At 48.0% G+C, this 24561-nt stretch carries 21 protein-coding genes and 1 other annotated feature; of the genes, 1 reads left to right on the forward strand and 20 read right to left on the reverse strand.

The window, feature by feature from the left end:
• Positions 1 to 41 precede the first annotated feature (41 nt).
• From L6442_RS18445 to L6442_RS18525, 17 genes are all read right to left on the reverse strand, one after another.
• A complete protein-coding gene (locus tag L6442_RS18445; RefSeq protein ID WP_212976556.1) occupies positions 42 to 1721 on the reverse strand; it encodes a glutamine--tRNA ligase/YqeY domain fusion protein in 1680 nt (559 codons plus the stop codon).
• A gap of 69 nt (positions 1722 to 1790) precedes the next feature.
• Positions 1791 to 2112 (reverse strand) — a binding site (T-box leader).
• A gap of 91 nt (positions 2113 to 2203) precedes the next feature.
• Positions 2204 to 4207, reverse strand: coding sequence for a Na+/H+ antiporter (locus L6442_RS18450; protein ID WP_212976557.1), 2004 nt, complete (start codon positions 4205 to 4207; stop codon positions 2204 to 2206).
• Between the two features lie 278 nt (positions 4208 to 4485).
• Positions 4486 to 4749 (reverse strand): hypothetical protein, encoded by a 264-nt coding sequence (locus L6442_RS18455; RefSeq protein WP_194233415.1) that lies wholly within the window; start codon positions 4747 to 4749, stop codon positions 4486 to 4488.
• A gap of 223 nt (positions 4750 to 4972) precedes the next feature.
• On the reverse strand, positions 4973 to 6076 hold the full coding sequence (locus L6442_RS18460) for a GerAB/ArcD/ProY family transporter (RefSeq protein ID WP_212976558.1): 1104 nt from the start codon (positions 6074 to 6076) through the stop codon (positions 4973 to 4975).
• Between the two features lie 25 nt (positions 6077 to 6101).
• Entirely contained in the window at positions 6102 to 7211 is a 1110-nt protein-coding gene (locus L6442_RS18465) for a GerAB/ArcD/ProY family transporter (protein ID WP_212976559.1), read from the reverse strand.
• 21 nt (positions 7212 to 7232) lie between these two features.
• Positions 7233 to 7466: a hypothetical protein gene (locus L6442_RS18470; RefSeq protein WP_212976560.1), complete on the reverse strand. Its 234-nt coding sequence runs from the start codon at positions 7464 to 7466 to the stop codon at positions 7233 to 7235.
• Between the two features lie 5 nt (positions 7467 to 7471).
• On the reverse strand, positions 7472 to 8686 hold the full coding sequence (locus tag L6442_RS18475) for a Ger(x)C family spore germination protein (protein WP_212976561.1): 1215 nt from the start codon (positions 8684 to 8686) through the stop codon (positions 7472 to 7474).
• Positions 8683 to 10224 (reverse strand): spore germination protein, encoded by a 1542-nt coding sequence (locus L6442_RS18480; RefSeq protein WP_373871776.1) that lies wholly within the window; start codon positions 10222 to 10224, stop codon positions 8683 to 8685. Before L6442_RS18480 ends, L6442_RS18475 begins: the two co-directional genes overlap by 4 nt.
• 221 nt (positions 10225 to 10445) lie before the next feature.
• Positions 10446 to 10838 (reverse strand): LSM domain-containing protein, encoded by a 393-nt coding sequence (locus L6442_RS18485; RefSeq protein ID WP_212976563.1) that lies wholly within the window; start codon positions 10836 to 10838, stop codon positions 10446 to 10448.
• Positions 10839 to 11026: 188 nt separating this feature from the next.
• On the reverse strand, positions 11027 to 12130 hold the full coding sequence (locus tag L6442_RS18490; protein ID WP_212976564.1) for a Gfo/Idh/MocA family protein: 1104 nt from the start codon (positions 12128 to 12130) through the stop codon (positions 11027 to 11029).
• 28 nt (positions 12131 to 12158) lie between these two features.
• A complete protein-coding gene (locus L6442_RS18495) occupies positions 12159 to 12878 on the reverse strand; it encodes a ThuA domain-containing protein (protein WP_212976565.1) in 720 nt (239 codons plus the stop codon).
• A 31-nt stretch (positions 12879 to 12909) separates the two neighbouring features.
• Positions 12910 to 14070: a Gfo/Idh/MocA family protein gene (locus L6442_RS18500; RefSeq protein WP_212976566.1), complete on the reverse strand. Its 1161-nt coding sequence runs from the start codon at positions 14068 to 14070 to the stop codon at positions 12910 to 12912.
• Positions 14071 to 14107: 37 nt separating this feature from the next.
• Positions 14108 to 15160 (reverse strand): LacI family DNA-binding transcriptional regulator, encoded by a 1053-nt coding sequence (locus tag L6442_RS18505; protein WP_212976567.1) that lies wholly within the window; start codon positions 15158 to 15160, stop codon positions 14108 to 14110.
• A 212-nt stretch (positions 15161 to 15372) separates the two neighbouring features.
• Complete coding sequence (locus L6442_RS18510) at positions 15373 to 17079, reverse strand: alpha-keto acid decarboxylase family protein (protein WP_212976568.1); 1707 nt, start codon at positions 17077 to 17079, stop codon at positions 15373 to 15375.
• A gap of 131 nt (positions 17080 to 17210) precedes the next feature.
• Entirely contained in the window at positions 17211 to 17693 is a 483-nt protein-coding gene (locus tag L6442_RS18515; protein ID WP_212976569.1) for a DMT family transporter, read from the reverse strand.
• A gap of 36 nt (positions 17694 to 17729) precedes the next feature.
• The gene (locus L6442_RS18520; RefSeq protein WP_212976570.1) at positions 17730 to 18419 is read right to left on the reverse strand and encodes a cyclic nucleotide-binding domain-containing protein; all 690 of its coding nucleotides are present in this window, start codon (positions 18417 to 18419) and stop codon (positions 17730 to 17732) included.
• 49 nt (positions 18420 to 18468) lie between these two features.
• Positions 18469 to 18894 (reverse strand): DMT family transporter, encoded by a 426-nt coding sequence (locus tag L6442_RS18525; RefSeq protein WP_194233428.1) that lies wholly within the window; start codon positions 18892 to 18894, stop codon positions 18469 to 18471.
• A 291-nt stretch (positions 18895 to 19185) separates the two neighbouring features.
• Here L6442_RS18525 and L6442_RS18530 point away from each other — a divergent pair, with 291 nt between their 5' ends.
• A complete protein-coding gene (locus L6442_RS18530) occupies positions 19186 to 20373 on the forward strand; it encodes a chromate transporter (protein ID WP_212976571.1) in 1188 nt (395 codons plus the stop codon).
• A 751-nt stretch (positions 20374 to 21124) separates the two neighbouring features.
• Here L6442_RS18530 and L6442_RS18535 read toward each other — a convergent pair.
• The 3 genes from L6442_RS18535 to L6442_RS18545 all read right to left on the reverse strand — a co-directional run bounded on the left by L6442_RS18535 (position 21125) and on the right by L6442_RS18545 (position 24497).
• Positions 21125 to 21589 (reverse strand): DUF1259 domain-containing protein, encoded by a 465-nt coding sequence (locus L6442_RS18535; protein ID WP_212976572.1) that lies wholly within the window; start codon positions 21587 to 21589, stop codon positions 21125 to 21127.
• Between the two features lie 164 nt (positions 21590 to 21753).
• Complete coding sequence (gene thrS / locus L6442_RS18540) at positions 21754 to 23667, reverse strand: threonine--tRNA ligase (protein ID WP_212976851.1); 1914 nt, start codon at positions 23665 to 23667, stop codon at positions 21754 to 21756.
• A gap of 488 nt (positions 23668 to 24155) precedes the next feature.
• The gene (locus L6442_RS18545) at positions 24156 to 24497 is read right to left on the reverse strand and encodes a DUF1801 domain-containing protein (RefSeq protein WP_212976573.1); all 342 of its coding nucleotides are present in this window, start codon (positions 24495 to 24497) and stop codon (positions 24156 to 24158) included.
• Positions 24498 to 24561 lie beyond the last annotated feature (64 nt).

The raw sequence follows: 24561 nt of genomic DNA on the forward strand, positions 1-24561 counted from the left end.
TCATGAGTATATCAGAAAAGTTTGTTGATATATTGCCGTTGTCATGATTTCTTTTTCCATGAATCCTTTAACGAAACGATCCGGTTGAATACCCCTTTGGCTCCGTCCGAATGTTTGGAATCCAGGCAAAAATAACCGTGTCTGATGAATTGATAGGTCGTCCCAAGAATTGCATCTTGCAGAATCGGCTCCAATATGGCCCGCTCCAACTTGATCCGTGAATCCGGATTTACGATGGCATCCCAATCATTCTCCGATTCCATAATCGAAGCATCTTCTTTTAACAGTTTGTCGTACAAATGGATCTCTGCGGGAATTCCGTGTCTGGCCGACACCCAATGAATGGTGGATTTCACCTTTCTCGCATTGAATCCCGTGCCGCTTTTGGTTTGCGGATCGTATGTGCAATGCAGCTCGGTCGTTTTTCCCGTTATCGGGTCTTTCACCACATGTTCGCATTTCAGGAAGTAAGCGCCCTTCAGCCTAACCTCCTTGCCTGGCGACAAACGGTGAAAACCCGGAACCGGATTCTCCATAAAATCTTCCCTTTCAATAAACAGCTCTCTGGAAAAAGGCACCTCCCTGCTTCCTAGCGTATCGTTATTTTCGTTATTTTTAAGGCTTAGCATTTCGGTTTGGTCCTCCGGATAATTTGTAATAATCACCTTTAGCGGGTCCAGTACAGCCATAACGTTGACGGCCTTTTCCTTCAAATCCTGCCGAATGCAATGATCCAGCATCGCAGAGTCCATCATGCAGTTTTGCCTGAACACACCGATCTCTTCCAAAAAACTTCGTATGCTTTCAGGGGTTACGCCCCTGCGTCTCAATCCTTTTATCGTCGGCAGCCTGGGATCATCCCAACCATCCACATACCCGCCTTCAACCAATTCACGCAAATATCTTTTGCTTGTCACGAAACCGGATATGCTTAGCCGCCCGAATTCTCTTTGCTTCGGAGGTTCTGAAACCCCAAGCTCACTCAGCACCCATTCATACAGCGGACGATGGCCAATGAATTCCGCGGAGCAAAGCGAATGTGTAATGCCTTCGATCCAGTCCTGAATCGGATGGGCAAAATCATACATCGGATAAATACACCATTCGCTTCCGGTGCGGTAATGTTCGGCATGGATAATCCGGTACAACACCGGGTCACGCAAATTCATGTTCGGTGATGACATGTCGATCTTGGCGCGCAGAACCTTAGAGGATGAAGGGAAGATGCCTTCTCTCATTTGCGCGAACAAGTTCAGATTCTCTTGTACGGTCCTGCTCCGGAAAGGGCTCTCCTTGCCCGCTTCGGTTAATGTCCCCCTGTATTCCGTCATTTGTTCGGGAGTCAGATCGCATACATACGCTTTTCCTTTGCGGATCAGCTTCACGGCGGCTTCATAATATTGCTCCGAATAATCCGAGCCAAAATAAACGGGCGGCTTAAATCCCAGCCATTCCACGTCCTCGCGGATCGCTTCCACGTATTTCAAGTCTTCTTTTAAAGGATTCGTGTCATCAAAACGCAGATTGAATGTTCCGTTATACTTTCGTGCTATCGAATTATTGATGTAGATCGCATAAGCGCTTCCGATGTGCAGATAACCATTGGGTTCCGGCGGAAACCGCGTAGCGACAGGCCTGTTATATACGCCATTTTTGACGTCATCCTCAACCACTTTCGTTAAAAAATCAAGAGCCTTTTCCTTCTCCTCTTCCAAATACATGCTTGATCTCCTCCTTCATTTAAATAAGTGCTCCAAAAAACAAAAAAATCCCGCCTCCAAGACCGAAGTCTTGGGGACGAGATTTGGTTCGCGGTGCCACCCCTATTCGCGGATATATCGCTATATTCCGCCTCTTCGGGTACGGCAGTCGCGCTCGGATCGCTCATACCCTAGCTCTGTAACAGGAGCTCCTGTCGCACCATCCCTATAAGCGGTAGTCCAAAAATTCCGCTTTTAATCAGGAAGCGTGTTCGACATTGAACACGCACTTTAAGTTCCGATGCGCCGCTCAGAGGCTTGGTTCAATGAACATGCTCCCGCTCCTTTTCAGCTGCCGGAGCTCTCTGGCGGGGAGTATGATTTCATCTACTCTTCTCTTCAAAGCGTTTACTGTTTGGTAAATATTATCATCAACCATTCCAATTGTAAACCAAGATTATTTTTCCATGGTACCTATTTGCCATCCAGACAGCAACTCCTGTTTAATGCTCCCCTTCCTCGTCATGCACCGTTTGTGTTTCAAATAAATGTCCTTCATGATAATTTACATCCAGCCGAAGATTGTTCGCGAGCGTCCGGCTGATTTCCCCGTTTTCGAACATGATTTGTATTTCATTCCGTTCCGCCTGGATCGCTTTCAGTTCAATCTCCCTGCGTTCAGCGCTCATTTGATCCGCTGCCGGATTTCGATAGCTACCGCTTTGCAGCTGCAGTTCCAACCCGCGGTAATCCGCTAGAATCGCCTGGATCGTATCTTTGTTGTCAGTCGTTTCCAAGCTTTTGACCTGACGGATCGCGGCACGGATCGCTTCCAGCTTAAGCTCTCTATATACGCCCCATTGCGGATGGGAGATATCGATTTTTTTAGCCTTCTTTTTGGATTTCCGCAGCAGCCGCTGCAGTGCCTCCCAACCGAAAACCAACAGCTTCGTCCATTTGTGTTTTGTTGTCAGCAGCATTTCCACTTTGCTGATCGAGCTTAGGAACTTGTCCGCCAGTTTAGGGGAGATGCGTTCCTCCCGTACCCATTTTTCCGCTATTTGCTGTTCGGCTTTTAGAGCTTCCAAGCGGATGTCCACAGCTTCTTTCAATGCATTGCCCATCTCAGCCTTGTTTTTTAGCTTCGCCATTTGCAGCCTGCGGGTGTATGAAGAGATCAGCCTCATCCCTTCCTGGCTGTTCTTGTCATTCATTTCTTCCCGAACCGCATTTAAGCCGGCTTCAAGCACTCTGATACGGGCGTTTCTTTCATTTTCGGCCAATTCCTCGGGATCTGCTTTGGCTTCGCGCGTGAGGATCGGCAGCAGAACACTCGCAATGACCAAGGTTAACAATATTACCCCTGAACAAATGCAGAGAATCAGACTCCTTTCCGGAAACGGACTGTTGTCGGCAAGCGTCATCGGAATGGAAAAAGCAGCGGCGAGCGTTAACGCCCCGCGTACGCCGGACAAAGCCGTTAGAAGCGCTGAGCGGAAATGCCGGTTGGCCGCCCAGACCCATACGAAACGAAGCAGGATCAACACCGCCGTGATGATGAGAACATATCCGATTACCTGCCCGTTATTATATGCGGGGTCCTTCCAAACTTCCGAGATGACCCCCGGTATTTCAAGTCCGAGCAGAATAAAAACAAGTCCGTTCAGACAGAAAAGAATGACCGGCCAAGTGCTGGCTGAAACGATGTGCAGGCGCGCGGAGCCCCTTGTCATCCGATCACGCTCAATGGCATGCGTTACCCCGGCGGCCACAACCGCCAAAATGCCGGAAACGTGAAATTCTTCCGCGACCCAATAAATAATGAACGGCGTCAAAATGATGATCAGCATATGCAGCGTTACGTCTTCCATCCCGAGCCGCCGCAGCCGCAAACGCAACCCGATCGCCATGAAACCTAGCAGCGCCCCCACAACGATCCCGCCGATCGCAATAGCAATGAAACTGCCAATAGCCTTGGGCAATGAAAAATAGCCCGTTACCGTTGCGGCTATCGCAAAATTAAACGCCACCAGCCCGGAAGCATCATTCATCAAAGCTTCGCCTTCAAGCAGGCGCATGATTTTGCCGGGAAGCTTCACTCTCCCGGATAACGAACCGACCGCGACCGCATCCGTAGGCGAAAGAATAGCTGCGAGCGCAAAAGCCGCGGATAACGGAATAGCGGGAATCATCCAGTGAATGAAAGGGCCTGCGAGAAGGACGGTGGCGAAAACAAGGCCAAGAGCAAGTAGCAAAATACTGGAGCGAAGCTGCCATAACTCGTCTCGCGGCGTCATTTTACCGTCATTAAAAAGCAGCGGAGCAATGAACAGGAGCAGGAACAGCTCCGGATCCAGCGGAATATGATGCATTCCCGGCACATAGGTCATAGCCACGCCAAGTGCGATCTGAATGAGCGGAACCGGAATGACCGGCAAGAAATGATTAACGACATTGGATATGCCAATAAGGATCAACAAAACCAGAACCATAAGGAAAATTTCCATTTGCCACTCCGACTCCTTTTCGCAAATACGCTTGCATCATACTTCACTAAACGATTTGGACGAATTTATATTTATTTTGATCGATTTGGAGCCCGTTTATCACTAGGAATCGATAATTATTTACTAGTGATGTCATCCGGCCGCGTTGGCGTTGAAAACCGCTCTAATTTAGAGAATTCTTTAAGATTTGCAGAAAATATAAAAAACCGGCTCTAAAAGAGTCGGTTTGCGATCATGCGCCGCATGAACTTTTTTTCCGCAAAACAAATCAAAGATTCTTAGACTAAGGTGTCCTGCTTCTTATCCCGGCTTTTCTTCATCGCTCCAAACAAGGCAATAACCCCATACATCGGGATCACGAAGTAAAACACAAGAGTCAGATAAAATGCGCCGTTCGTATTCATATTCAGTCCAAACGCTGTAGCCAATCCAATCAGTAAAACGGCATTCATGGAATTAGCGATGAGTACTTCATGTTTTTTCCCAAAAATCAAAACACCGATTAATGCTGCGGTAAACAATATAAGAATCATCGTGGTCATGGATAACCCCTCCTCATTTTCCGATTATTGCTTTATCATACGCTCTAACTTCGAATCAATTCACAATTTAGACACATTTAGGTTATCTCAAAGATATCACATTTAAACAACATTGAAAAGGCTTACATGAAAATAATTTAAAATTTGATTCATTTATAACGACTCAATAAACGCCCGTGCAGCGAGCTAAGAAGCAATCGCTAAAGCTCTCAAAAGCTGCCTTCTACGAATGCTTAGCCTTTCTTCTTTTCCGCCAAGCTGCTGCCGCTAATAAGATGCAGGGAATGACAACCGCATGGGTAATGTCCCAATCCATCCAATATGGAATCAGATGCTTCAAATAATAAATGATATCCGGCGCGCCAAGCTGCGCCATCCCGAACAGCATGATCGCCGCGGGAAAATATAGCACTTTATGATTTCGGAGTCCCGTTAACTGGGCCACGCCCAAAACAAACGAATAATAGCAAATTACGGCTTTATAAAATGAAGACATCAGCCAAGCGATGGCAATCGTGGATTCAATCCGCTGCAGGAAATTGCCGATGTTGATTTTCTGCGCAAGCGTAAACGTGGGATATGTACTGCTGACCGTCAGATTGCTGCCGATCACAAGCCAGGAAACCAATACGATCAAACTCAATATCAATCCCCCTCCGGCTGCAGCAAGCAGAACGTCCCTCCGAAAATGAGGGCTGCGTTTGACAGATGAAATCACCATAAGAAAAATGATAAGCTCGGCAAAAGGGTAAATAGCGCTGAATAACGCTCCATGCAGCACGGGAACCGCTCCGTTTTCCAGAAAAGGCTTCAGGTAATGGCCATTGCTTTGCGGGAGAAGGAAACAAATAAATCCAATCACGAACAAAAGAAAAATAGGCAAAACAACTTCGCTGCTTCTGCCTATGGACTCCAAACCGGCTTGTGCCGCATAAACCATCAGCAGCAAAAAGAGCAGATATATGATAGGAATCGGCGTGTTCATGAAAATTTGCGATGACATAAAGTCCGCGACTTCCCGGATCACATAGGAACATAACATAAAAAAGAAAAACAAGTACCATAAACTCACAAACGTTCCCAACCACTTTCCCAAAACTAGCCTGCTGATTTCAATCAGCGTTTTGTCCGGGTAAAGAAAAGAAACGCGAAGCATTAGCCAAAGAACCAGGACTCCTGCCGGTACGCCGATTAATGAAGCCATCCAGGCATCCTGGCTCGCCATGAAGGATATCGCCGAAGGAAACAGCAATATCATATCTCCAACGCATGCCAAAAAGATCAAAACCGCAAATTGCCTGGTACTGATTCTGCCTTTCTCAAGCATCCTTCCGCCCTCCTTTATGTTCATTTCATTTCAAGGCATCACTTTTAAACCATTTTTTCCTTATCCAATACACAGCCCCAAAAATCAGAGGCACTACCGCCCCGTTAGTCAAATCCCAAAACATCCATGGCATCACCAGCGTTTTCAAATAATAGACTGCGTCCCCGCTAAAGAGAATTGCCATGGCAAAGACCAGCATTCCCCCCGGCAGATATAAAATCCGTTTGCATTTAAGGCGAAATAGCTGCCCTGTGCCCAAAGTAAAAGCATAAAAAAAGACAACCGCCTTGAAAAAGGTGGTGATCAAATAGGCTATGGCCATAATCGCTTCGATCCTTTGGAAAAAATTTCCGATGTTGATTTTTTGGGCGAGAACATACATAGGATAAACGCTGTATGCGGTCAAATCGATCCCGAGCACAAGCAAAGACATCGCCGTCGTCAACGATAACAATGTTCCGGCAGCAATCACGATGAGCAGCACTTCTTTGGCCCAGTGGGGCTGCTTATTTACATAAGGGGTCAGCATGAGAAGAACGGACAGCTCCCCGAACGGGAAGGCAGTACCGACGATCGTTCCGCGAACAATGGTCTTGGGGCCTTGTTCTCCAATCGGTTTTAAATGATGCAAATCAATTTGAGGGAACAGGCTCACAACGAGGGTGAACACCGCCAGCAAAAACATTGGCAGCATAATCTCGCTGCTTCTGCCGATCGACTCCAACCCCGCCTTCACTGCCCATAAAATAAGCAAAATAATTAGAAAGTGGACCACCAAAAGCGGCGTAGTCATAAAAATCTCCGTTGTCATGAAGTCCCCGATCTCCCGCACCAGATAAGCGCAAACCATCCAAAAATACAGAAGATACCATATGGAAATAACAGTCCCGGGCCATTTGCCCAGGACTTTGATGCAAGATTCGATCCATGATTTATCGGATTGGATTCGTGCAATAATAAGCAGAATTATGATGATCACAACACCGCCGACTATCGTAAGCAAGGCCGAAATCCATGCATCTTGACGCGATATCGAGGCGACGTCGGAAGGATAGAGCTGAAACATATCGCCGACCGTGCATAAAAATACAAGCACAACCAATTGCCTTGTTGCCAGTCTACCTTTTTCCAGCATATCCGTTCATCCCTCCCCGCTCTAGCCCAGCCATTGATCGAACCAGTGATTTATGGGTCCATACAAGACCTCGATGAATTTTAAAGGACTTGGAAATTTACGCTCACTGACCGCCATCAGACTCAGAATAGTGCCTCCTGCCAGCATGATAAGAAACACGGCTATTTCCTTTCCCATACGCTGCCGGAACAGTTTGGGCAATTCATTCCAAGCGGCAGCTCCGGCTGCAAAAAGGATCATCAGCTCTGCAAGCATTGAAGTCACTCCTTCATTTTTTTCTGAAACGTGTCCAGCAGAGTCCCGATTTTGCTGATTTTTGTGTCCACGGTGTAATGCACGTTTAATTCCGTAAGCATTCGCTCCCAATCCTTCTTCAGCTTTTTCCAGGCTTTAGGATTCTCTTCATGTATCAGTTCGCCAAAGCCAAAAATATCGGCATGATGCCTTTGACGCGCCGAATCCACCGCCTGCTTCATCAACTCGACAACCCTTTTGCTGCTCTGCCGTTCCAGTTGATGAAGCGTCTCGGAGCTGTTTAAAACCTGGGCATCGCCTTGAATTTCGGATAACGCGCCTTCGCTTGTCACATTGATCCGTATGAGCGGATTGCCTTGAACTACGGCTGCCTTCACTTCCGTTTTGTTTCGAAATGTATGGAAGCCGATACGTACCCCATTCCCTGTATCATAATGCTCCCTCGTCTCTTTCACTTGATTGCGGATGAAATTGTAGCCCTTGCTCTCGCTTTCATTCAGCCAATCGACCAACCGGTCTTTTTTAAATACTCCCAATCCGACAAATTTCAGCTCTACCGTCGGCTCCGTCTTCGTAATGTTTTCTACTCCTTCTCCGGACTTGTCCTGATTCGTTCCGTATGCATGTATCCCCGTCAGCACCGGACATCCCGAAGCATCCAGTAGCGTGTTCATCAGATCGTCTATCGTCACCTTGGTATATGGCGCCCAGGTATCCGACGATATATTTAGCGATGTGAACATCTTGTTGGCGGGAATCTTCTCAAGCGATGTGGTGATCTTCAATATATCGGAGGCGGATTGCTCTTTTGCAACGACAATGTAATAATCAGCCCGGGAACTCGGTTCCCTAATCAGCGTCTCAACGACACTGGCGATTCCTTTCCTGGCAAATTTTTCGCCAATAACGAGCATGCGAATATGTCCCAAATATACTTTTCGCGGGCTGACCACCGTCATTTTCTGAATGGCTTCCGTAAACGTTGGAGCAATTTGTTCATACACCGTCACGCTCGTCCCGACTTTGCCGGATAACTGGCCTGGAGCCACCTTGGAAGGAACAACGACTTGAGCTGTGACTTTAAGTTGATTCCTCGGGGCGGTGTCCACGCCAATGGCGACCGCGATGCCAAGCTCGTTAAGTTCCTTTCGGTCCCAGCAGCCTCCAAGCGGAATCATCATAAAAATGGAGATGGCGATAAGCAGAATCCTTGAAGTCATGTTCTTCTCCTAGGGGAATAGCGTCCTGTTCGTTGTCTCTTGCCGTTCCGATGCGTCAAACGCTCTTCCTTTGAATAATATTTTGGCCGTGTCGTCATCCGTCTCAACGGGAAACGGAACAGGCTGTCCTTAATATCCGGGGCAATATAGGGACCAAACGGGCTCATGTATGGAACTCCAAATGACCTTATGGTGGTCAAATGGATCAAAATAGCCATCAGGCCGATCCATATTCCAAGCAGCCCGAACGAAGCGGCAAGGAGCATGAGACCAAATCGAAGAATCCGGACGGCAATGGATAAACCGTTTTCGGGTATCACATAGCTGGATATTGCCGTAATCGACACGACAATAACCATCGCTGCGGACACAACTCCGGCTTCAACCGCAGCCTGTCCGATGACTAGAGTTCCGACAATGGAAATGGCTTGTCCAATCGTTTTGGGAATGCGAACCCCCGCCTCACGCAGAATTTCATAAGTCACTTCCATCAGCATTGCCTCAATAAACGCCGGGAATGGCACGCCTTCCCGCTGAGCCGCAATGCTGATGATAAGATTTGTTGGCAGCATCTCCTGATGAAAGGTTGAAAGCGCGATGTACATCGACGGAGCAAGCAGAGCAATAAAAAACGCCAGATAACGAAGCAAGCGAATCAGGGTACCGATGTCCGCCCGCTCGTAATAGTCTTCGGGTGATTGAAAGAACTGCACGAACAATGCCGGAATCAAAAGAACAAACGGCGTGCCGTCCACTATGATGGCGATTCTCCCTTCAAGCAAACCGGCTGCGATCGTATCCGGCCGTTCCGAGTTGTACACGGTGGGAAATGGGGTTTTGATTTCGTCCTGAATTTGTTCTTCTATATATCCGCCTTCAAGAATCCCATCGATGTCAATCCGGTCAAGCCTTTCCCTTAATTCCTCAATAACCCCCTCGTCGGCAATTCCTTTAATGTACATGAATGCCACATTTGTATGCGTTACCTCTCCGATTTGTCTCGTCTCCATCCAGAGGCGAGGATCACGGATGCGTCTTCGAATTAAAGCCGTGTTGGTCCGGAGTTTCTCGGTGAATGCTTCCATCGGCCCGCGGACCACCGTATGGGATTTAGGTTCTCCAACGCTGCGTTCCTCCCCGCCGATAATATCAATCCACAATCCTTCTTTGGCGTTTTCGAGCAAAAGGATGCCACAGCCGGATAGCAGCCGGTCATAGAGAACTTGGTAGGTGTGAAAGATGTCCGAATGTGCTGCAATAAGTATATTTTCCTGCAAATATTCCAGTGGATTCTCCTCGGCGGCAAGCACGCCTTCACCCGGGGTTAAAAGGGATTGAAGAACAGAAGTATGCAGGAGATGCGGGTCCACCAAGCCTTCCATGTACAAAAACAATGCGGGATGCGTCTGCATGCACCTGATTTTTTTTATGATTAAATCAACGCTGTTTCCTAGATCTTGGGCTACTTTCTCAATGATGTCGCTTAACTGGCCCTCTAGACGATTCTGGGAGTTCTCATTTCCGCTCATGCCTTGCATATCGTCACCCTCTGGCTCACACATGATAATTTAGTATGATTCGCTTTCTTGATAAATATCCCAAAAAGCTGGAATCGTACCATGAATGTTCCATCTTACTTCTGCTGTCTAAAGAAAAAACACCCAAAGGTAACGGAGTGAATCCGCCATCTCGGATGCTTCTAAAGCAAACAAATGAAGTTTGGCCAGTTTGGCTTCTATTTAGGGATTTTGCGCAATCCTTATTTCAGGAATCCCATCAACGGCATAATTGAGCGCATCACATTCATGCCTACGCGGATGTGCGGGATGATCTTCCCGATCTGTCCAATAAATCCGAACATCCCGCCTCCACCGCCTGCCCGGGCTGCTCCCGCAGCTGGACCTGCACCGCCCAAAAGTCCTCCTCCGAAGAGGGCGCTTAACAAACCGGACACTTGAGCTTTATCTTGGCTTTCCAATATGGATGTCGTCATTCTAGGATCTGCCTGGATTCCCGATAATGTAACGCCATGGCGGTCATAACTGCTGACAGTGCCGATATAACTTCTTCCGTCCTTCAATACGACGATAACGGGTTTTCCCTGCCATTTCGCCGATTGACTCTTTTGTCTTTTTCTTTTTTTATGGGCCATTTTTCACCTCTCCCTTCATTTGCTTAGATATTAATGTATTCTAGTTTTGGGAATAATTCTTGTGCCTTTTGTCCATAAGATTACGAATTGTGATCCAACCGAATGAAGTAAAAAAGCACCCCTAGAATACATCGGAATCACTCAATGCCTTCCCATGATATTCTAAAAAGGTGCGTTTTCGCATTTGTTTAATCCAATACTCCAAATTGCATGTTCTGTGGCATGGGCTCTGGTCGATCGCAGGTACTTTTCATCATATAGTAACGGTCCTGACGGGAAGAATCATGAAATCCATGCATGGCTTCCAACACGTGATAACCTAACTCGCCGTTTGCCCGGTTCATTCGTCCGCTGCGGAACGCATGCACCATGTCGAGCACACCGATTCCTCTGGAGTTAGCGGTATACCCATGTGAACACGGGATCTCCTTCCAATCCGGACTATCATGACGCTTCAACAGCACGGGCCCGTCAAACGTATTCGGATCAGGCACGCTGAGCGTTCCTTGGCTTCCATAAAGTTCGATGCATGGCAGGCGGCTTCCACCGAAAATATCAAAGGAAGTGATCATCGTTCCAACGACGCCGCTGTGGAAATCAAGCACCCCCGCCACATGAGTAGGCGTATCCACGTGGATGACCTGTCCATATTTTGAGAGGCTTGTAATTGTCCGTTCCGGGTACGAGATTTTGGCCATTCCCGCAACCCGCTTGATGGGGCCGAGCATGGCAACCAAAGCTGTCAAATAATACGGACCCATATCAAAAAGCGGTCCCCCGCCTTGAGCATAATAGAATTCCGGATCCGGATGCCAATGCTCATGTCCGCGGGACATCATAAATGCCGTTGCAGCTACTGGCGTGCCGATCCATCCGTCCTGGATCAACTTGATGCAGGTCTGGATGCCGCCGCCAAGGAATGTATCCGGGGCGCTGCCGACTAGAAGCCCCTTTTCCTCTGCCTTAGCGAGAATGGCTTGCCCTTCTTCCCTTGTGACGGCAAGCGGCTTTTCAACATAAACATGTTTGCCGGCCTCTAGGATATCCATGCATACCTGGCTATGAGCTGCCGGGATCGTAAGATTGACGACCAGTTCAATAGCCGGGTCCGCCAACAGTTCTGCCACCGAGCAGGCTTTTGGTATTCCAAACTCTCCGGCTTTCGCTTTAGCTCGTTCTACATTGAGGTCCGCGCAGGCGGCAACAACAATAGAAGGAAACCGATTTAAATTTTCCAGATAAATTCCGCTGATCTGCCCACATCCAATAATACCGACTTTCGTTTTCTTCATCTATGAGGGTCCTCCTCCGTAGGGTCAGTTAAGCCTGGCTATCCTGCATTCCGGTGTATGCTTTTTGTTCCCGCTTCACTCCAAATGTTTCTTTGCCTGCTGCCGCCCATAGAAGTCCTCTGCGCATGATTTCCTTAACGGGAGGCATCTCGATAACATCCGCCTGATGTCCAAGCGAGCAGTAGAAGACACGTCCATGTCCCCAGCGCTTCGTCCAGACAACAGGCATATCGACAGCTTTATTGGCCGCATGCGGCCCTTCGGCAACCGGAAAACGGGTCGTGGCAAGCACTTCAATGGCAGGATCGACATGCAGATAATACTGCTCCGTCACCACGTCGAAATCCTCAATGCCTTCCACTAACGGGCTTGAAGCATTAACGATGTTGATGCGGTGTGAAGTCCCGTCATTACCGGGATGAGCCACCCAATTCCCGCCCGTCATAAACTGCCAGTCGACATTGGATCGGAAGGCATCGCACATGCCTCCATGGCATCCCGCCAACCCAACGCCGCTTTGTACGGCAGCCGATACATGATTCACGCGCTCCTGGCTGATTTCGCCCATCGTCCAGACCGGAATGATCAAGTCCAGGGACTTCAGCTTCGCTTCATCGTCAAACGCCGCAAGCGTATCGGATAGTTCAACTTCAAATCCTTCCGCCTCCAAAACCTTCCGAAATAAAGCCGATACTTCTTCCGGTTGATGTCCGAGCCAGCCTCCCCAGACGATCAATGCTTTTTTCATGTGAAGAACATCTCCCTCTATTGCATTTTCCCTACATCTCTTCTAGTCTGACCCAACGCTTTTCAGCAATCGATAAATCTACAGCTTCGAGCGCCTGCTGACATTTAACGCCATCCCTAAAGTTAGGTTCAGGCTGACGATCCTCCGCTATGGCTTGCAGGAGTTCAAGCGTTTCATGAATAAACGTATGTTCAAAACCGATCGTATGTCCCGGAGGCCACCATGCTTCAGCGTAGGCATGCGCAGGATCTGTTGCCAGCACGCGGCGAAAACCTTGAACATCCTCTCTGTCATCCGTAAAATACACCTGCAGTTCGTTCATCCGCTCGAAATCGAATTTCACGCTTCCCTTGCTGCCGTTGATTTCGAAAGCATTCGTGCAGCGATGGCCTGCCGCAAATCGCGTTGCCTCGAAGCTGCCTAAAGCTCCGTTCTCGAAACGCGCAAGAAACAAGGTTGCGTCATCTACGGTAACGGGACCCTTCTCGGCGTTTTCGTCTCCTTTCGCGCTTAAACCGCTCATTGAATCCGGAAGCGGCCGTTCTTTTATAAAGGTCTCGCTCATTCCTATCACTTCCCGCATGTCCCCTACCAGAAAATGAGCCAGATCAATGATATGCGCCCCCAGATCCCCATGAGAACCCGATCCTGCGATTTTCTTTTGCAATCGCCATACCAGCGGAAACGCCGGATCAATAATCCAGTCTTGCAGAAACCAGCCGCGGAAATGATAGATTTGTCCCAGCCGGCCCTCCTGAATCAGCTTTCTGGCTAGCTGCACGGCCGGAGCAAAGCGGTAATTGAAGCCAATCATATGCTTTACCCCCGCCGTTTCCGCCGCAGCCAGCATTTCGCGGGCATCTTTCAAAGTCAAGGCCAGCGGTTTCTCGCAAAATATATGTTTGCCGGCCTCCGCAGCAGCCAAAGCAATGTCTTTGTGAATATCACTAGGAGCGTTAATATCAATGAGGTCAATGTCGTTATGGCGTACAAGCTCTTTCCAATCGGTCACGTAGCCGTTCCATCCAAACTGTTTCGCGGCGGTGGCCACCCCCTCCACGTCACGCCCGCACACTGTCTGCATGACAGGGAGAATGGCATTCGGAAAAAACATTGGGATGTCACGATATGCATGACTATGTGCTTTGCCCATAAATTTGTATCCTACCATACCCACTCGAATCCGCTTCATTGAATTACGCCTCCTTTTCATATGACCCTATACATAATTATGCTTGGTTACCCTTGCTCGATGATCTGACGACCAGCTTGGTTTCCATCTGAACCCGGCGGCCATTATAGAGTGTCCCTTGTTCGGAAGCCAAAATTTCCGGCTCTTGATCAGGCTGAAGCAGCAGTCGGACTGCTACCGCTCCCATGCGATAAAAAGGCACATCCACGCTTGTCAGCGGCGGATCCGTGATTCTCGCTCCATCCGAGTTATCATAACCCACAATCGCGATGTCCCTGCCAGGCGCAATGCCAAGATCCCTAAATCCCTGCATCAAACCGATGGCCATCCGGTCGTTCGCAGCAAACACAGCGTCGATCTGCTGCCTGTTATGGAAAAATCGCGAAGCGGCTTCGTAACCGCTCGTTCTGCTATAATTGCCTGTATCCAGCCACTCCGGCGGCACAGCTCTCCCTAATTTTTCACCCTGGGAAATTCTTCCCGCTTCCGTCATCGCCCGCACATATCCCCGCAAGCGATCCGTGCTGTTGGAGTATTCAGCTGGGCCGTTCAGAAAAGCAATCTTGCGGAAGCCTTCATCCAACAAATGCTTTACCGCTTCATAAGCTCCTCGTTCATGTCCTGCATCCACTTCCAAAAAATGTTCGCCTTCAAAATGTTGGTTTACGAGACAAAAAGGGTAACCCGCTTCTTCCAACGCTTTTAGGGATTTCCTTTCCTTAGGCGTATCTGTCGTTCCAAGCAAAACACAAGCATCTACCTTTTGTGACCGAAATAGCTCAATGTAACCGTTGTCATCTCCGGGTTTGCGAAATATCAGAAGCATATCATATCTAAGTTCGCGCACCTGTTCTCCGATACCATTCAGAATCTCCGAGAAATAGTAGGTTGAGAAGAGATGTACTTTCGGAACATAGGGAAGAATCACCCCCAGATTACCGCTTTTGCGCCGGGCGAAGCTCTGTGCGATCGCATTGGGATAGTAGCCGAGCTTGTCGGCGGCTTCCAATACCTTGCATCTGGTCTCTTCCCGGATCGGCCCGACATTATTAAACACACGGGAAACAGTCGCTTCCGATACACCTGCCATTTCCGCAACCGATTTTCGAGTTACAATACGTGCTCCCTCCTTCAAATCCCTTGAAATTCAGGTATTTCAAATCTAATGCAATATGAATGTACGCGCGTACATTATCCCTTATCTATTTCCTCATTGTCAAGATATTCCTGAAAAATAAAGAGGGTGTCCCAAAAGTCATCATAGATGACTAAGGAACGACCCTCTGAGATTTTTCTAAAAAGTTAATTTCGCAGCTTTTCCTGCCCCTCCATATAATTGCGCATGTTGAGCATATAATCCGGAGCATCCATCGGATCGCTTGCCATGATTTCGATGATGCATAACCTTTGTCCACACTCGTTTTCGGCACGGGTGATCGCTTCATCCAGCTCCTTATTGGTGCTCGCTGTTGCAGTGAATGCGCCGCCTCCGAATGCTTCGGCCAGTTTGGTGTAAGACCAGTTCGGAATTTTGTTGTACGTTTGGTTTTCCGTTTTTACATTTAAATATTTTTCGATCGTATATCCGCTATTATTGAGTACAAAGATAACCGGCTTGCACCCGTAATAGAGCATGGAGCTGATTTCTTGAGCCGTAAGCTGGAGAGATCCGTCTCCCGTAAAGAGGAATGTCCGTCTTCCCGGAGCGGCGATGCATGCCCCATAGGTCGCAGGTGTTGCGTATCCGATGGACTGCCATCCGCCTTGAGCAATATAGGTAACGCCACTCGGCAGCTTCACCTGCCCCATGCCATAATAAAAAGTCCCTGTCTCAGCGACAACGATGTCCCCTTCTTTAAGCATCCGTTGAAAACGCGGATAATAGAATGCCGCAAACAGCGGATCGTCAGGATTACCCGTCGGCATATCATATGGGCTCGGCCCTTTGGAAACCGTTCCTTGCTGCTTGTACCCGGCATTTTGCAAAGCAAGCAGAATATCTTTGGCCATTACATTCGGGTATTCCGCCTGACCCACCTTTACCTTGTGGGGTTGAATTTCGATGATCCGGAGAGGATTCAATTTTGCCGTAAAATGAGCCGTATTGCCGTCTGCCCATACCAGTCCAACCGCAATGACGCAGTCCGCGTTTTCAACCATGTTTTGAACCTGCGGGCTGCCAAAAGCTCCCCCGTACATCCCGATAAATAATGGATGGCTTTCATCGAAAGCGCCTTTGCCGAACATGGTGGAAGCAACCGGTACGTTCATTGTTTCTGCTAATTTCCGGACATATTTTTCCAAACGGAATCGGATTGTTTTCACATCTGCAAGGATCACCGTGTTTTGGGCCTGACTTAACAATTGTTTGATATGGTCCAAGGCCGCCTGAAGTGTTTGGGGATTCGTAATTTCTTTTGGCATGGGGGTTGTTTCGCGGACTATAACAGGTTTTAGTACCAAATCGTCGGCAACGACCAGGTATACCGGTTTCTTCTTCTTTTTTGCAATGTGAATGGCGTTCGGGATTTCGATCATGGCATTTTCCGGGGTAAGCACTGCGGTATAAGCCGTAATCTGCTCGTACATTTTTCGGAATACGTCATAATCTCCGTCCATTAAGGTATGGTGCATCAATTTATGTTCTTTCTGATCCATATCGGGTGGTGAGCCAACGATGTGAACAATCGGAATATGTTCGCTGCTCGCTCCGGCAATGGCATTGCAAGCGCTCATTTCCCCGACGCCAAACGTCGTGATGAGAGCAGACATTCCTTTGACTCTGGCGTAAGCATCTGCGGCATAACCCGAATTCAGCTCATTCCGTCCATTGAAGAATTGAATTCCCGAATATCGTTCAAGCGTATCCAGCAAGGTGAAATTATAGTCGCCCGGTACGCCGAAAATTTCTGTAATGCCTTCTTGCTTCAAGCAATCAAAAAGATATTCACCCAGCGTCTTTGCCGGAGTCAATCCGGTTGGTTGATTTGTATTTAGAGCTTGATCCATCTTAAAGTCTCCCTTGCATGGGTCATAGAGTAAGGTTCACTATAACGTTACCCTTTTTCGGAAAAGCTTATTCGATGGAACGAAAACCGGAATCGCCTGACTCCAATCAAATCAATCAGCCGTTCGCGGCGTCAAGCTTTCATCGTGTTCGGCTGGCTTCTTTTTCCCTTTGCCCTATCCAGGCCCCCAGCCTTAAAAATAATAATGCCCCCTACAATAACGAGCACCCCGATCAGCTGTTTCAACGTAAAATCGACTTTTTCCAGCCCCAGCCACCCCATGGAGTCAAATAACAATGCCAGGCCAAGCTGTGCAGACATGCTGATCGAAACCGCAAAAGTGGGACCAAGCCGCGCCATCCCTTGCACCATGCAGGTGACAACCCCCACCCCAATCAATCCGCTAAAACAATACCATAACTTCATATGCTCCAGATGGAACAGCGACGTTCCCTCAAACACCAAGCCTAACGTTAAAGATGCCGCAAACCCGAGGCCCAGAACCAAAGCTGTCGTCGCCTGGTTTCCGACATGCACATTTACCCTATTGTTGAATATGTTTTGCAAACTGACGAGCGAGCCGGCCAGCAGCGCCAGTAGTAATCCCCAAATCATGATCTCAGCTCTCCTTTGACATTATTTATTCATAGTTTATTTGCGACCTGCGATGGTCATCAACCGTTCCTTGTCCTTAATATAGATCATCCCTCTACTGCGCTCGAGAATTCCCTCTTGGCAAAGCTGCTGTATAACCCGGTTAAGATGTCTGTAGCTCGTTCCGATCAGATTCGCTGCATCCCGCAGATCGGATGTTCTCAGCTCCCCGCTGAACATAGCATCGGATGCCTCAATAGAAACCGATAGAATATAGCTCGCGAGCCTTACCTCGACCGGGTACATGAGATTGAAACTGAGCGCGTTCGATTTCCTGTAAAACTTCTCTGTTATAATTTTCAGCAAAAATTGAAGCAGCGGCGTATGATCCTTCCCGTACATTTTTAGCCACCGATGATGAATCGTGATCATCCACACCGGAGTCACTGCTTCTACCGAATTGATAAATTCCGCCTCCTGAATGTACTCAATATCACCGATCACTTCGAGGGCGGTCTTGGAAGAGATCATCAGCGTTTTTCCTTCGGGAGAGGTATTGTAAACTTTGATTTTGCCTTTAACTAAAACGTATAAATATTGCGGCGTCTCACCTTGGGAGCAAATAAGCTCTCCTGGGTCGAAACTGTACAGGCACATATGCTGAATCAACTGCTCGTTAAAAACGGAATCCAACCGATGCAGTTCCATATATTCGGCCAGCAGCTGTCGGTCCTTGACTTCTTTCATATAATATCCTCCGGCTTTCGAGTGTGGGTATACCGGGTTAATTATACTTTTAAAATTTCAGGATCACCACACCTGCAACCATCATTCCGAGACCGATAAACTGAGGAAGCTTCATGCGTTGTTTTTTCAGCCCGAACCATCCGAATCGATCCATCAGAAAAGTCAAAGCCAATTGGGCAATCAATACCAAAGCCACGGTAAGCGTGACGCCGATATGCCGAACGGCAGTTACATTGCTGAAAATAATAACGGCGGCATACGCGCCTCCGCTTAAATATAAGGGGTTGGCTTTTCTGAAGTCCTTCCAATCGGCATTCCGCGATAAAAGCAATATAATCAATGCTGCCACAAAGCCGGTAAATTGGGTCAGCGCAGCCGCCTGCCATGTGCCGATGCCTTGGCTGATCCTGGCATTGGCCACGCTTTGCAGCGTAATGAAGGCGCCCCCTAACAATGCAAAAATAATTCCTCTCATCTGTCGTAACTCCTTCGTTTTATCTGTTTGGCATTATTAAATAATACATACCATTCCGAAAGAAAGGACATATGTCCCGAACGAAAAACATCAAGAAAAAAAACGGAAGAAATTCGGTATTGCCCGTAAGGAGGATATGCTAACCTCATAAGCTGCCCGGTATAAATAGATATTCTCTTTATTCTCTTTACCGCGACCTTGCCCATGCGATAAACTATTTTCTGAAAAGCCTTGTTCTATCATTTCACCCCTGTATGCATAACTACATAATTATCCTCAAGGAGGCTTGATATGAGCCGTAATCCGGACAAAATCAGATCATTGGTTGAAGTGTTGGGAGTTTCAACAAAACTAGGATTAACCTCTTTTGGGGGACCGATTGCTCATCTCGGTTATTTCCACAATGAATACATACGAAAACGGCGATGGATGGACGAACGAAATTATGCGGATCTGGTGGCGCTTTGCCAGCTCCTTCCCGGACCGGCCAGCAGCCAGGTCGGAATCGGAATCGGGGTATATCGCGCAGGTCTGCTTGGCGGTCTTGCCGCGTGGATCGGTTTCACGCTTCCTTCGGTCATTCTGCTGATTCTATTTGCTTTTGTTCTGAAAGGTTTGGATATCGGAAGCGCCGGTTGGATCCATGGCTTAAAAATCGTCGCGGTCGCCATCGTGGCACAAGCCGTATTGGGAATGGGACAAAAGCTCACACCGGACCGAAGCCGCATTACATTAGCGGTTATTGTCGCTTCCGTCACCATTCTATGGCAAACTGCATGGAGCCAGGTTCTGCTGATTGCGGCAGCCGGCTTCGCGGGCGCATGGCTGTACCGCAAAAAAGAACCTCCTCAATCTCCGAAATTGTCCGTCCCTGTCAGCCGTACGTTTGCCGCCGGTTGTCTGATTATATTTTTCGGTCTTTTATTCGCTTTGCCATTGCTCTCCAGATATTCCGGCGGCGGTTGGTTTGCATTTTTCGACAGTTTCTATCGTTCAGGCTCCCTCGTCTTTGGCGGCGGCCATGTCGTATTGCCTTTGCTTGAACAGGAGGTCGTGTCGACGGGTTGGGTACATAAAGAAGATTTCCTTGCCGGATACGGGGCGGCACAAGCCGTCCCGGGACCGTTGTTTACCTTTGCCTCTTATTTAGGCGCCATGGCCAAAGGAATAACCGGAGCGCTTGTTGCCACGGCGGCTATCTTTCTGCCTGCCTTTTTGCTTGTGATCGGAACGCTGCCTTTCTGGAACTATCTGCGTCAGAACCGGCATATCCAGGGCGCTCTGACGGGGATCAATGCAGCTGTCGTCGGCATATTGTTTGCCGCTTTATACAATCCGCTGTGGACGACGGCTATTATGGGCCCGCAGGATTTTGCTCTCGCATCCATCCTGTTTGTCATGCTCGTTTTTTGGAAGCTGCCCCCTTGGGTTATCGTCTTGACAGGTGCCGCAGGCGGGGTTATTGCAGGGTTCTATTGATCAGGGATACGGAACCTTCAGGCATCCAGGAAACTTCAGGCATCCAGGAAACTTCAGGGACCCGGAACCTTCAGGTATCCGATACCAGTAACTTGTTCAAAGCGTCAATCCAATATGGCAGACCTCCATCATGCAGCGCCACACCGAGCGCTTGGAGCTGCGCGCGATGTGAACTTTATACGAAACTGTGCTTTTGCGTTTTTGAGACAAAACCCAAACAATTTCTTCGTTGGTGGTAACGTGAGGTCATGGGGGTTTCTAACGGACACTACGGCCGCTAAAAGGCTAAAAACAGCTGTTTATATATTCTAACGGACACTACAGCGCTTAAGGGCACCGAAACACCGTCCCAAAGGGATTTTTTCACTAAATAGTGGCGTCTGTGTCCGTTAGAAATCAAAATGGTCAAAATTATCCTCGGGTAGCGTCCGCTGTGTCCGTTAGAATTATGTTCAGGAACAGACTAAGACCGGAGATCGCCGATGAAATGAACATACCAGCAGGAACGTTGAAAAATTGGATGACAAAAATAACTTTTCACTTCATGTGTTTCCACTATCTTGACAGAAGTCCACTATGACACGCGATGCATGTTAATAAAGCTTCATTCAGCTGTATTTCGCCCTTTAACGATATATAGTTTCGTTAGATCTAAATCAGCATCGTTTTTGTTGATATAGCGCTCCCCGGTTTCGTTAGCGTAAGGACAGGGGTTCCTGACAACTTTGAAGGGGTTCATCCCCTTCTTTATTTATCTCCCGCCGGCTGCGTCGATTGCTTGTTTGACCGTTCTGGCCAGAGTTTCCGCATCCCCCAGCGCCTGAAAATGAAGAAACAGAATGCGCGGCTGCTCTCCGATGAGATGGTTATGCAGTGCTGATATGTCTATGTTCCCTTTGCGCAGCGCATCGATTACTGGGGTGACTTCGCTGCCGAGAAGCGCAAACTCCCCGATAACTGCAGTTTTATCGCCAACCTTTTCAAAATTTGCACCGAATGAAAGCTCGACCGCTTCCGGAGAAAGCGGCACTCCCAAGTTCGAGATCGGGATATTTTTGCGGGTTATGCCCAACTTGCATACGCCATTCTCCTGCTTGATGTCCGTATTAAACACTTTTTCGAAAATTCTGCAATCTTGGTTCCCTTCCCCTAGAACGGTACCTGACGGGATGAGCAGCAAAGAAATTGCGGTAAATAACAAAACTATTTTTTTCATAGAAATCATTCCTCCAACATACTGGATTTTTGATCTATTGTTTCACAAAGCAAACAAAAAAAATCCCCATTGAATTGTGAATTGAATCACCTAAGCAATGGGGATTTTGATCCTACCAAATTACTTCATAAGCAAAATGAGGTGTGAACCGTTATTTCCAATAATTATTGTTTCGCGGCAATTTCATTCGATATCCGGTTTATCATTTCATTCATTTTGCTCATGCCCAAATCTTCTCCGTTCCGTTTTCTTACGGATACGCTGCCGGAATTTTTCTCGTTTTCTCCGACAATCAGCATATAAGGGATTTTTTCAAGCTGCGCTTCCCGAATTTTATAACCCAGCTTTTCATTGCGGATGTCGATTTCAGCCCGGATGCCCGCTTCTTCAAGCGATTTTTTCGCTTGATACGCATAATCGATGTAGTTATCCGAAACAGGCAACAGTTTAGCCTGAACCGGGGACAGCCAGAGCGGGAATGCACCGGCGTAGTGCTCTGTCAACATACCCATGAAGCGGTCAATCGATCCGTACACGGCGCGGTGGATAACGACCGGACGATGCTTTTCACCATCCTCGCCGACATAAGTGAGATCGAACTTCTCGGGCATTTGAAAATCCAGCTGGATCGTGCCGCACTGCCAGCTTCGCTTCAGCGCATCTAAAATATGAAAGTCAATCTTAGGCCCGTAAAAGGCGCCGTCTCCTTCATTAATGCGATAATCGATGCCGCGGTGGTCCAACACGTTTTGCAGCGATTTCTCTGCCTGCTCCCATAACTCGTCAGAACCCATGGAATCTTCCGGCCGCGTCGATAATTCAATCTTGTATTCAAAGCCGAACACTTGGTACATATGGTCAATCAACTCAATGATCCGTCCGATTTCATCCTCAATCTGTTCAGGCAATACGAAGAGGTGTGCGTCATCCTGACAGAACGTCCGCACCCGCAGCATCCCGTTCAACGCCCCCGAAAATTCATGCCGATGCACTTGGCCGAACTCCGAAATGCGGAGCGGCAAATCCCGGTAGGAACGCAGTTTGTTTTTGAAAATCAGCATATGTCCCGGGCAGTTCATCGGCTTCAGCGCGTATTTCGTTTCGTCGACGTTCGTGAAGTACATATTGTCTTTGTAATGATCCCAGTGGCCGGATTGCTCCCACACGCGGTTATTCATCATCAGCGGCGTCCGCACTTCCTCGTAATCCCGCCGCCTTTGAAGTTCGCGTGCAAAGTTCTCAAGCTCCGTCCGGATCGTCATTCCTTTTGGCAAATAAAACGGCATCCCAGGCGCTTCTTCCGAAAACATAAACAGTTCGAGCTGTTTGCCTAACTTGCGATGATCACGCTTTTTGGCTTCTTCCAGGAAATGAAGATGCTCGTCAAGCTGCGCTATTTTGGGAAAAGCCGTTCCGTAAATCCGCTGCAGCATTTTATTGTCCGAATCCCCACGCCAATATGCGCCCGACACATTCAACAGCTTGAACGCTTTTATGCGGCCCGTGGAGGGCAGATGCGGCCCCCGGCACAGGTCAAAAAATTCACCTTGATCATAAATCGAGATCACCGCATCTTCCGGCAAATCCCGGATCAGTTCCAGCTTTAGCGGATCTTCAAGTTCTTCGAAGATTCGGATCGCTTCCTTCCTGCTGACCACTCGGCGGATAATCGGCAAATTTTCTTGCGCAATCCGGGCCATTTCCCTTTCGATGGCTGCAAGATCTTCGATAGATAAGGGCTTTTCAATGTCGATATCATAATAAAATCCATCTTCGATAACCGGTCCGATTCCCAGCTTAACGGCCTTGTTTCCATAGATCCGTTTGATTGCTTGAGCCATCAAATGAGCCGTACTATGTCTGTAAATCTCCAATCCTTCACGGCTGTCCAGCGTAATGATTTCAACCTCTGCATCCGCTTCGATGGGTTGATTCAGATCGACAGCCTTGCCACCGATTTTACCTGCAACCGCGTTTTTCTTCAGCGTTGGGCTGATGGATTCCGCAATTTGTTCGACTGTGGTGCCTTTCAGATACCTCCTCATAGAACCATCTGGCAGCGAAACTTGAATCTCCATCATGTTTACCTCCGTTTCTTGAAATTTATATATTTGTGAACGCAAAAAAACGCATCTCTCCACCAAGGGACGAGTGCGTTCAAGCTCGTGGTTCCACCCTAATTCAACCTGCAGCAATCCAACCTTGGCCCATGGCCAAAATTGCAGATGCAGGTTCTCATTGGTATCCGGTAACGGGGATAATCCGGTGCCGCATACTGCCGCTCCATACCAAGGTGCGGGTTCAGCGCCACGGCTACAAAGGGGTAACTTCAAACCGGTTTCTGGAGAAGCTTTCAGCCGGGACTTCTCTCTCTGGGCCGCTCGTGAATGAAATCATGTCTTTGATCTTAGCCAAATGTTGAATTAACGTTATTATAAATCACAACCACATCATAAAGTCAAGAGCCAAGTTTAACTTTCTCAAAAGAAAAAGCACCGCAAACATCTCGCGATGCCAACTTAATGTTATATACATGTTACATTCACACACTGCATAAATATTCAGCCTAAAACGCCGAAGAAGCCTTATTTACAAGGCCTTTTAGCAATTCATGATCATACGCCTGCCCTTGGCGCAGCTTCAATGTTTTCCGTTCTGCAGGACCATCAAAAACATCTTCCGGAAGATCAAGATCAGCTGCGTTAAAAATCGTGAAACTAACCGCATCCTTCGAAGTCGAAATGACTGCGGCATACTTTCCGTTTTTTAAAAAATGGGGCTTTTTATACTGAATACGTTCCTGTACTTCCGGGATCGCTTGGTAAACAACCTCTCGCAGATTGCTTGTAAGTTCCCTTTGCCAAGGTTCCTTTATCGCGTTGATAAAATCGGTTACTTCCTGGTTCATACGATCGCTCCCTAATAAAATATGATTATTAAATTCCAACATCGCATGTTAGCGATTTGCCATG

The sequence above is a fragment of the Paenibacillus azoreducens genome (assembly GCF_021654775.1).
Classification (GTDB): Bacteria; Bacillota; Bacilli; order Paenibacillales; family Paenibacillaceae; genus Paenibacillus_AQ; species Paenibacillus_AQ azoreducens.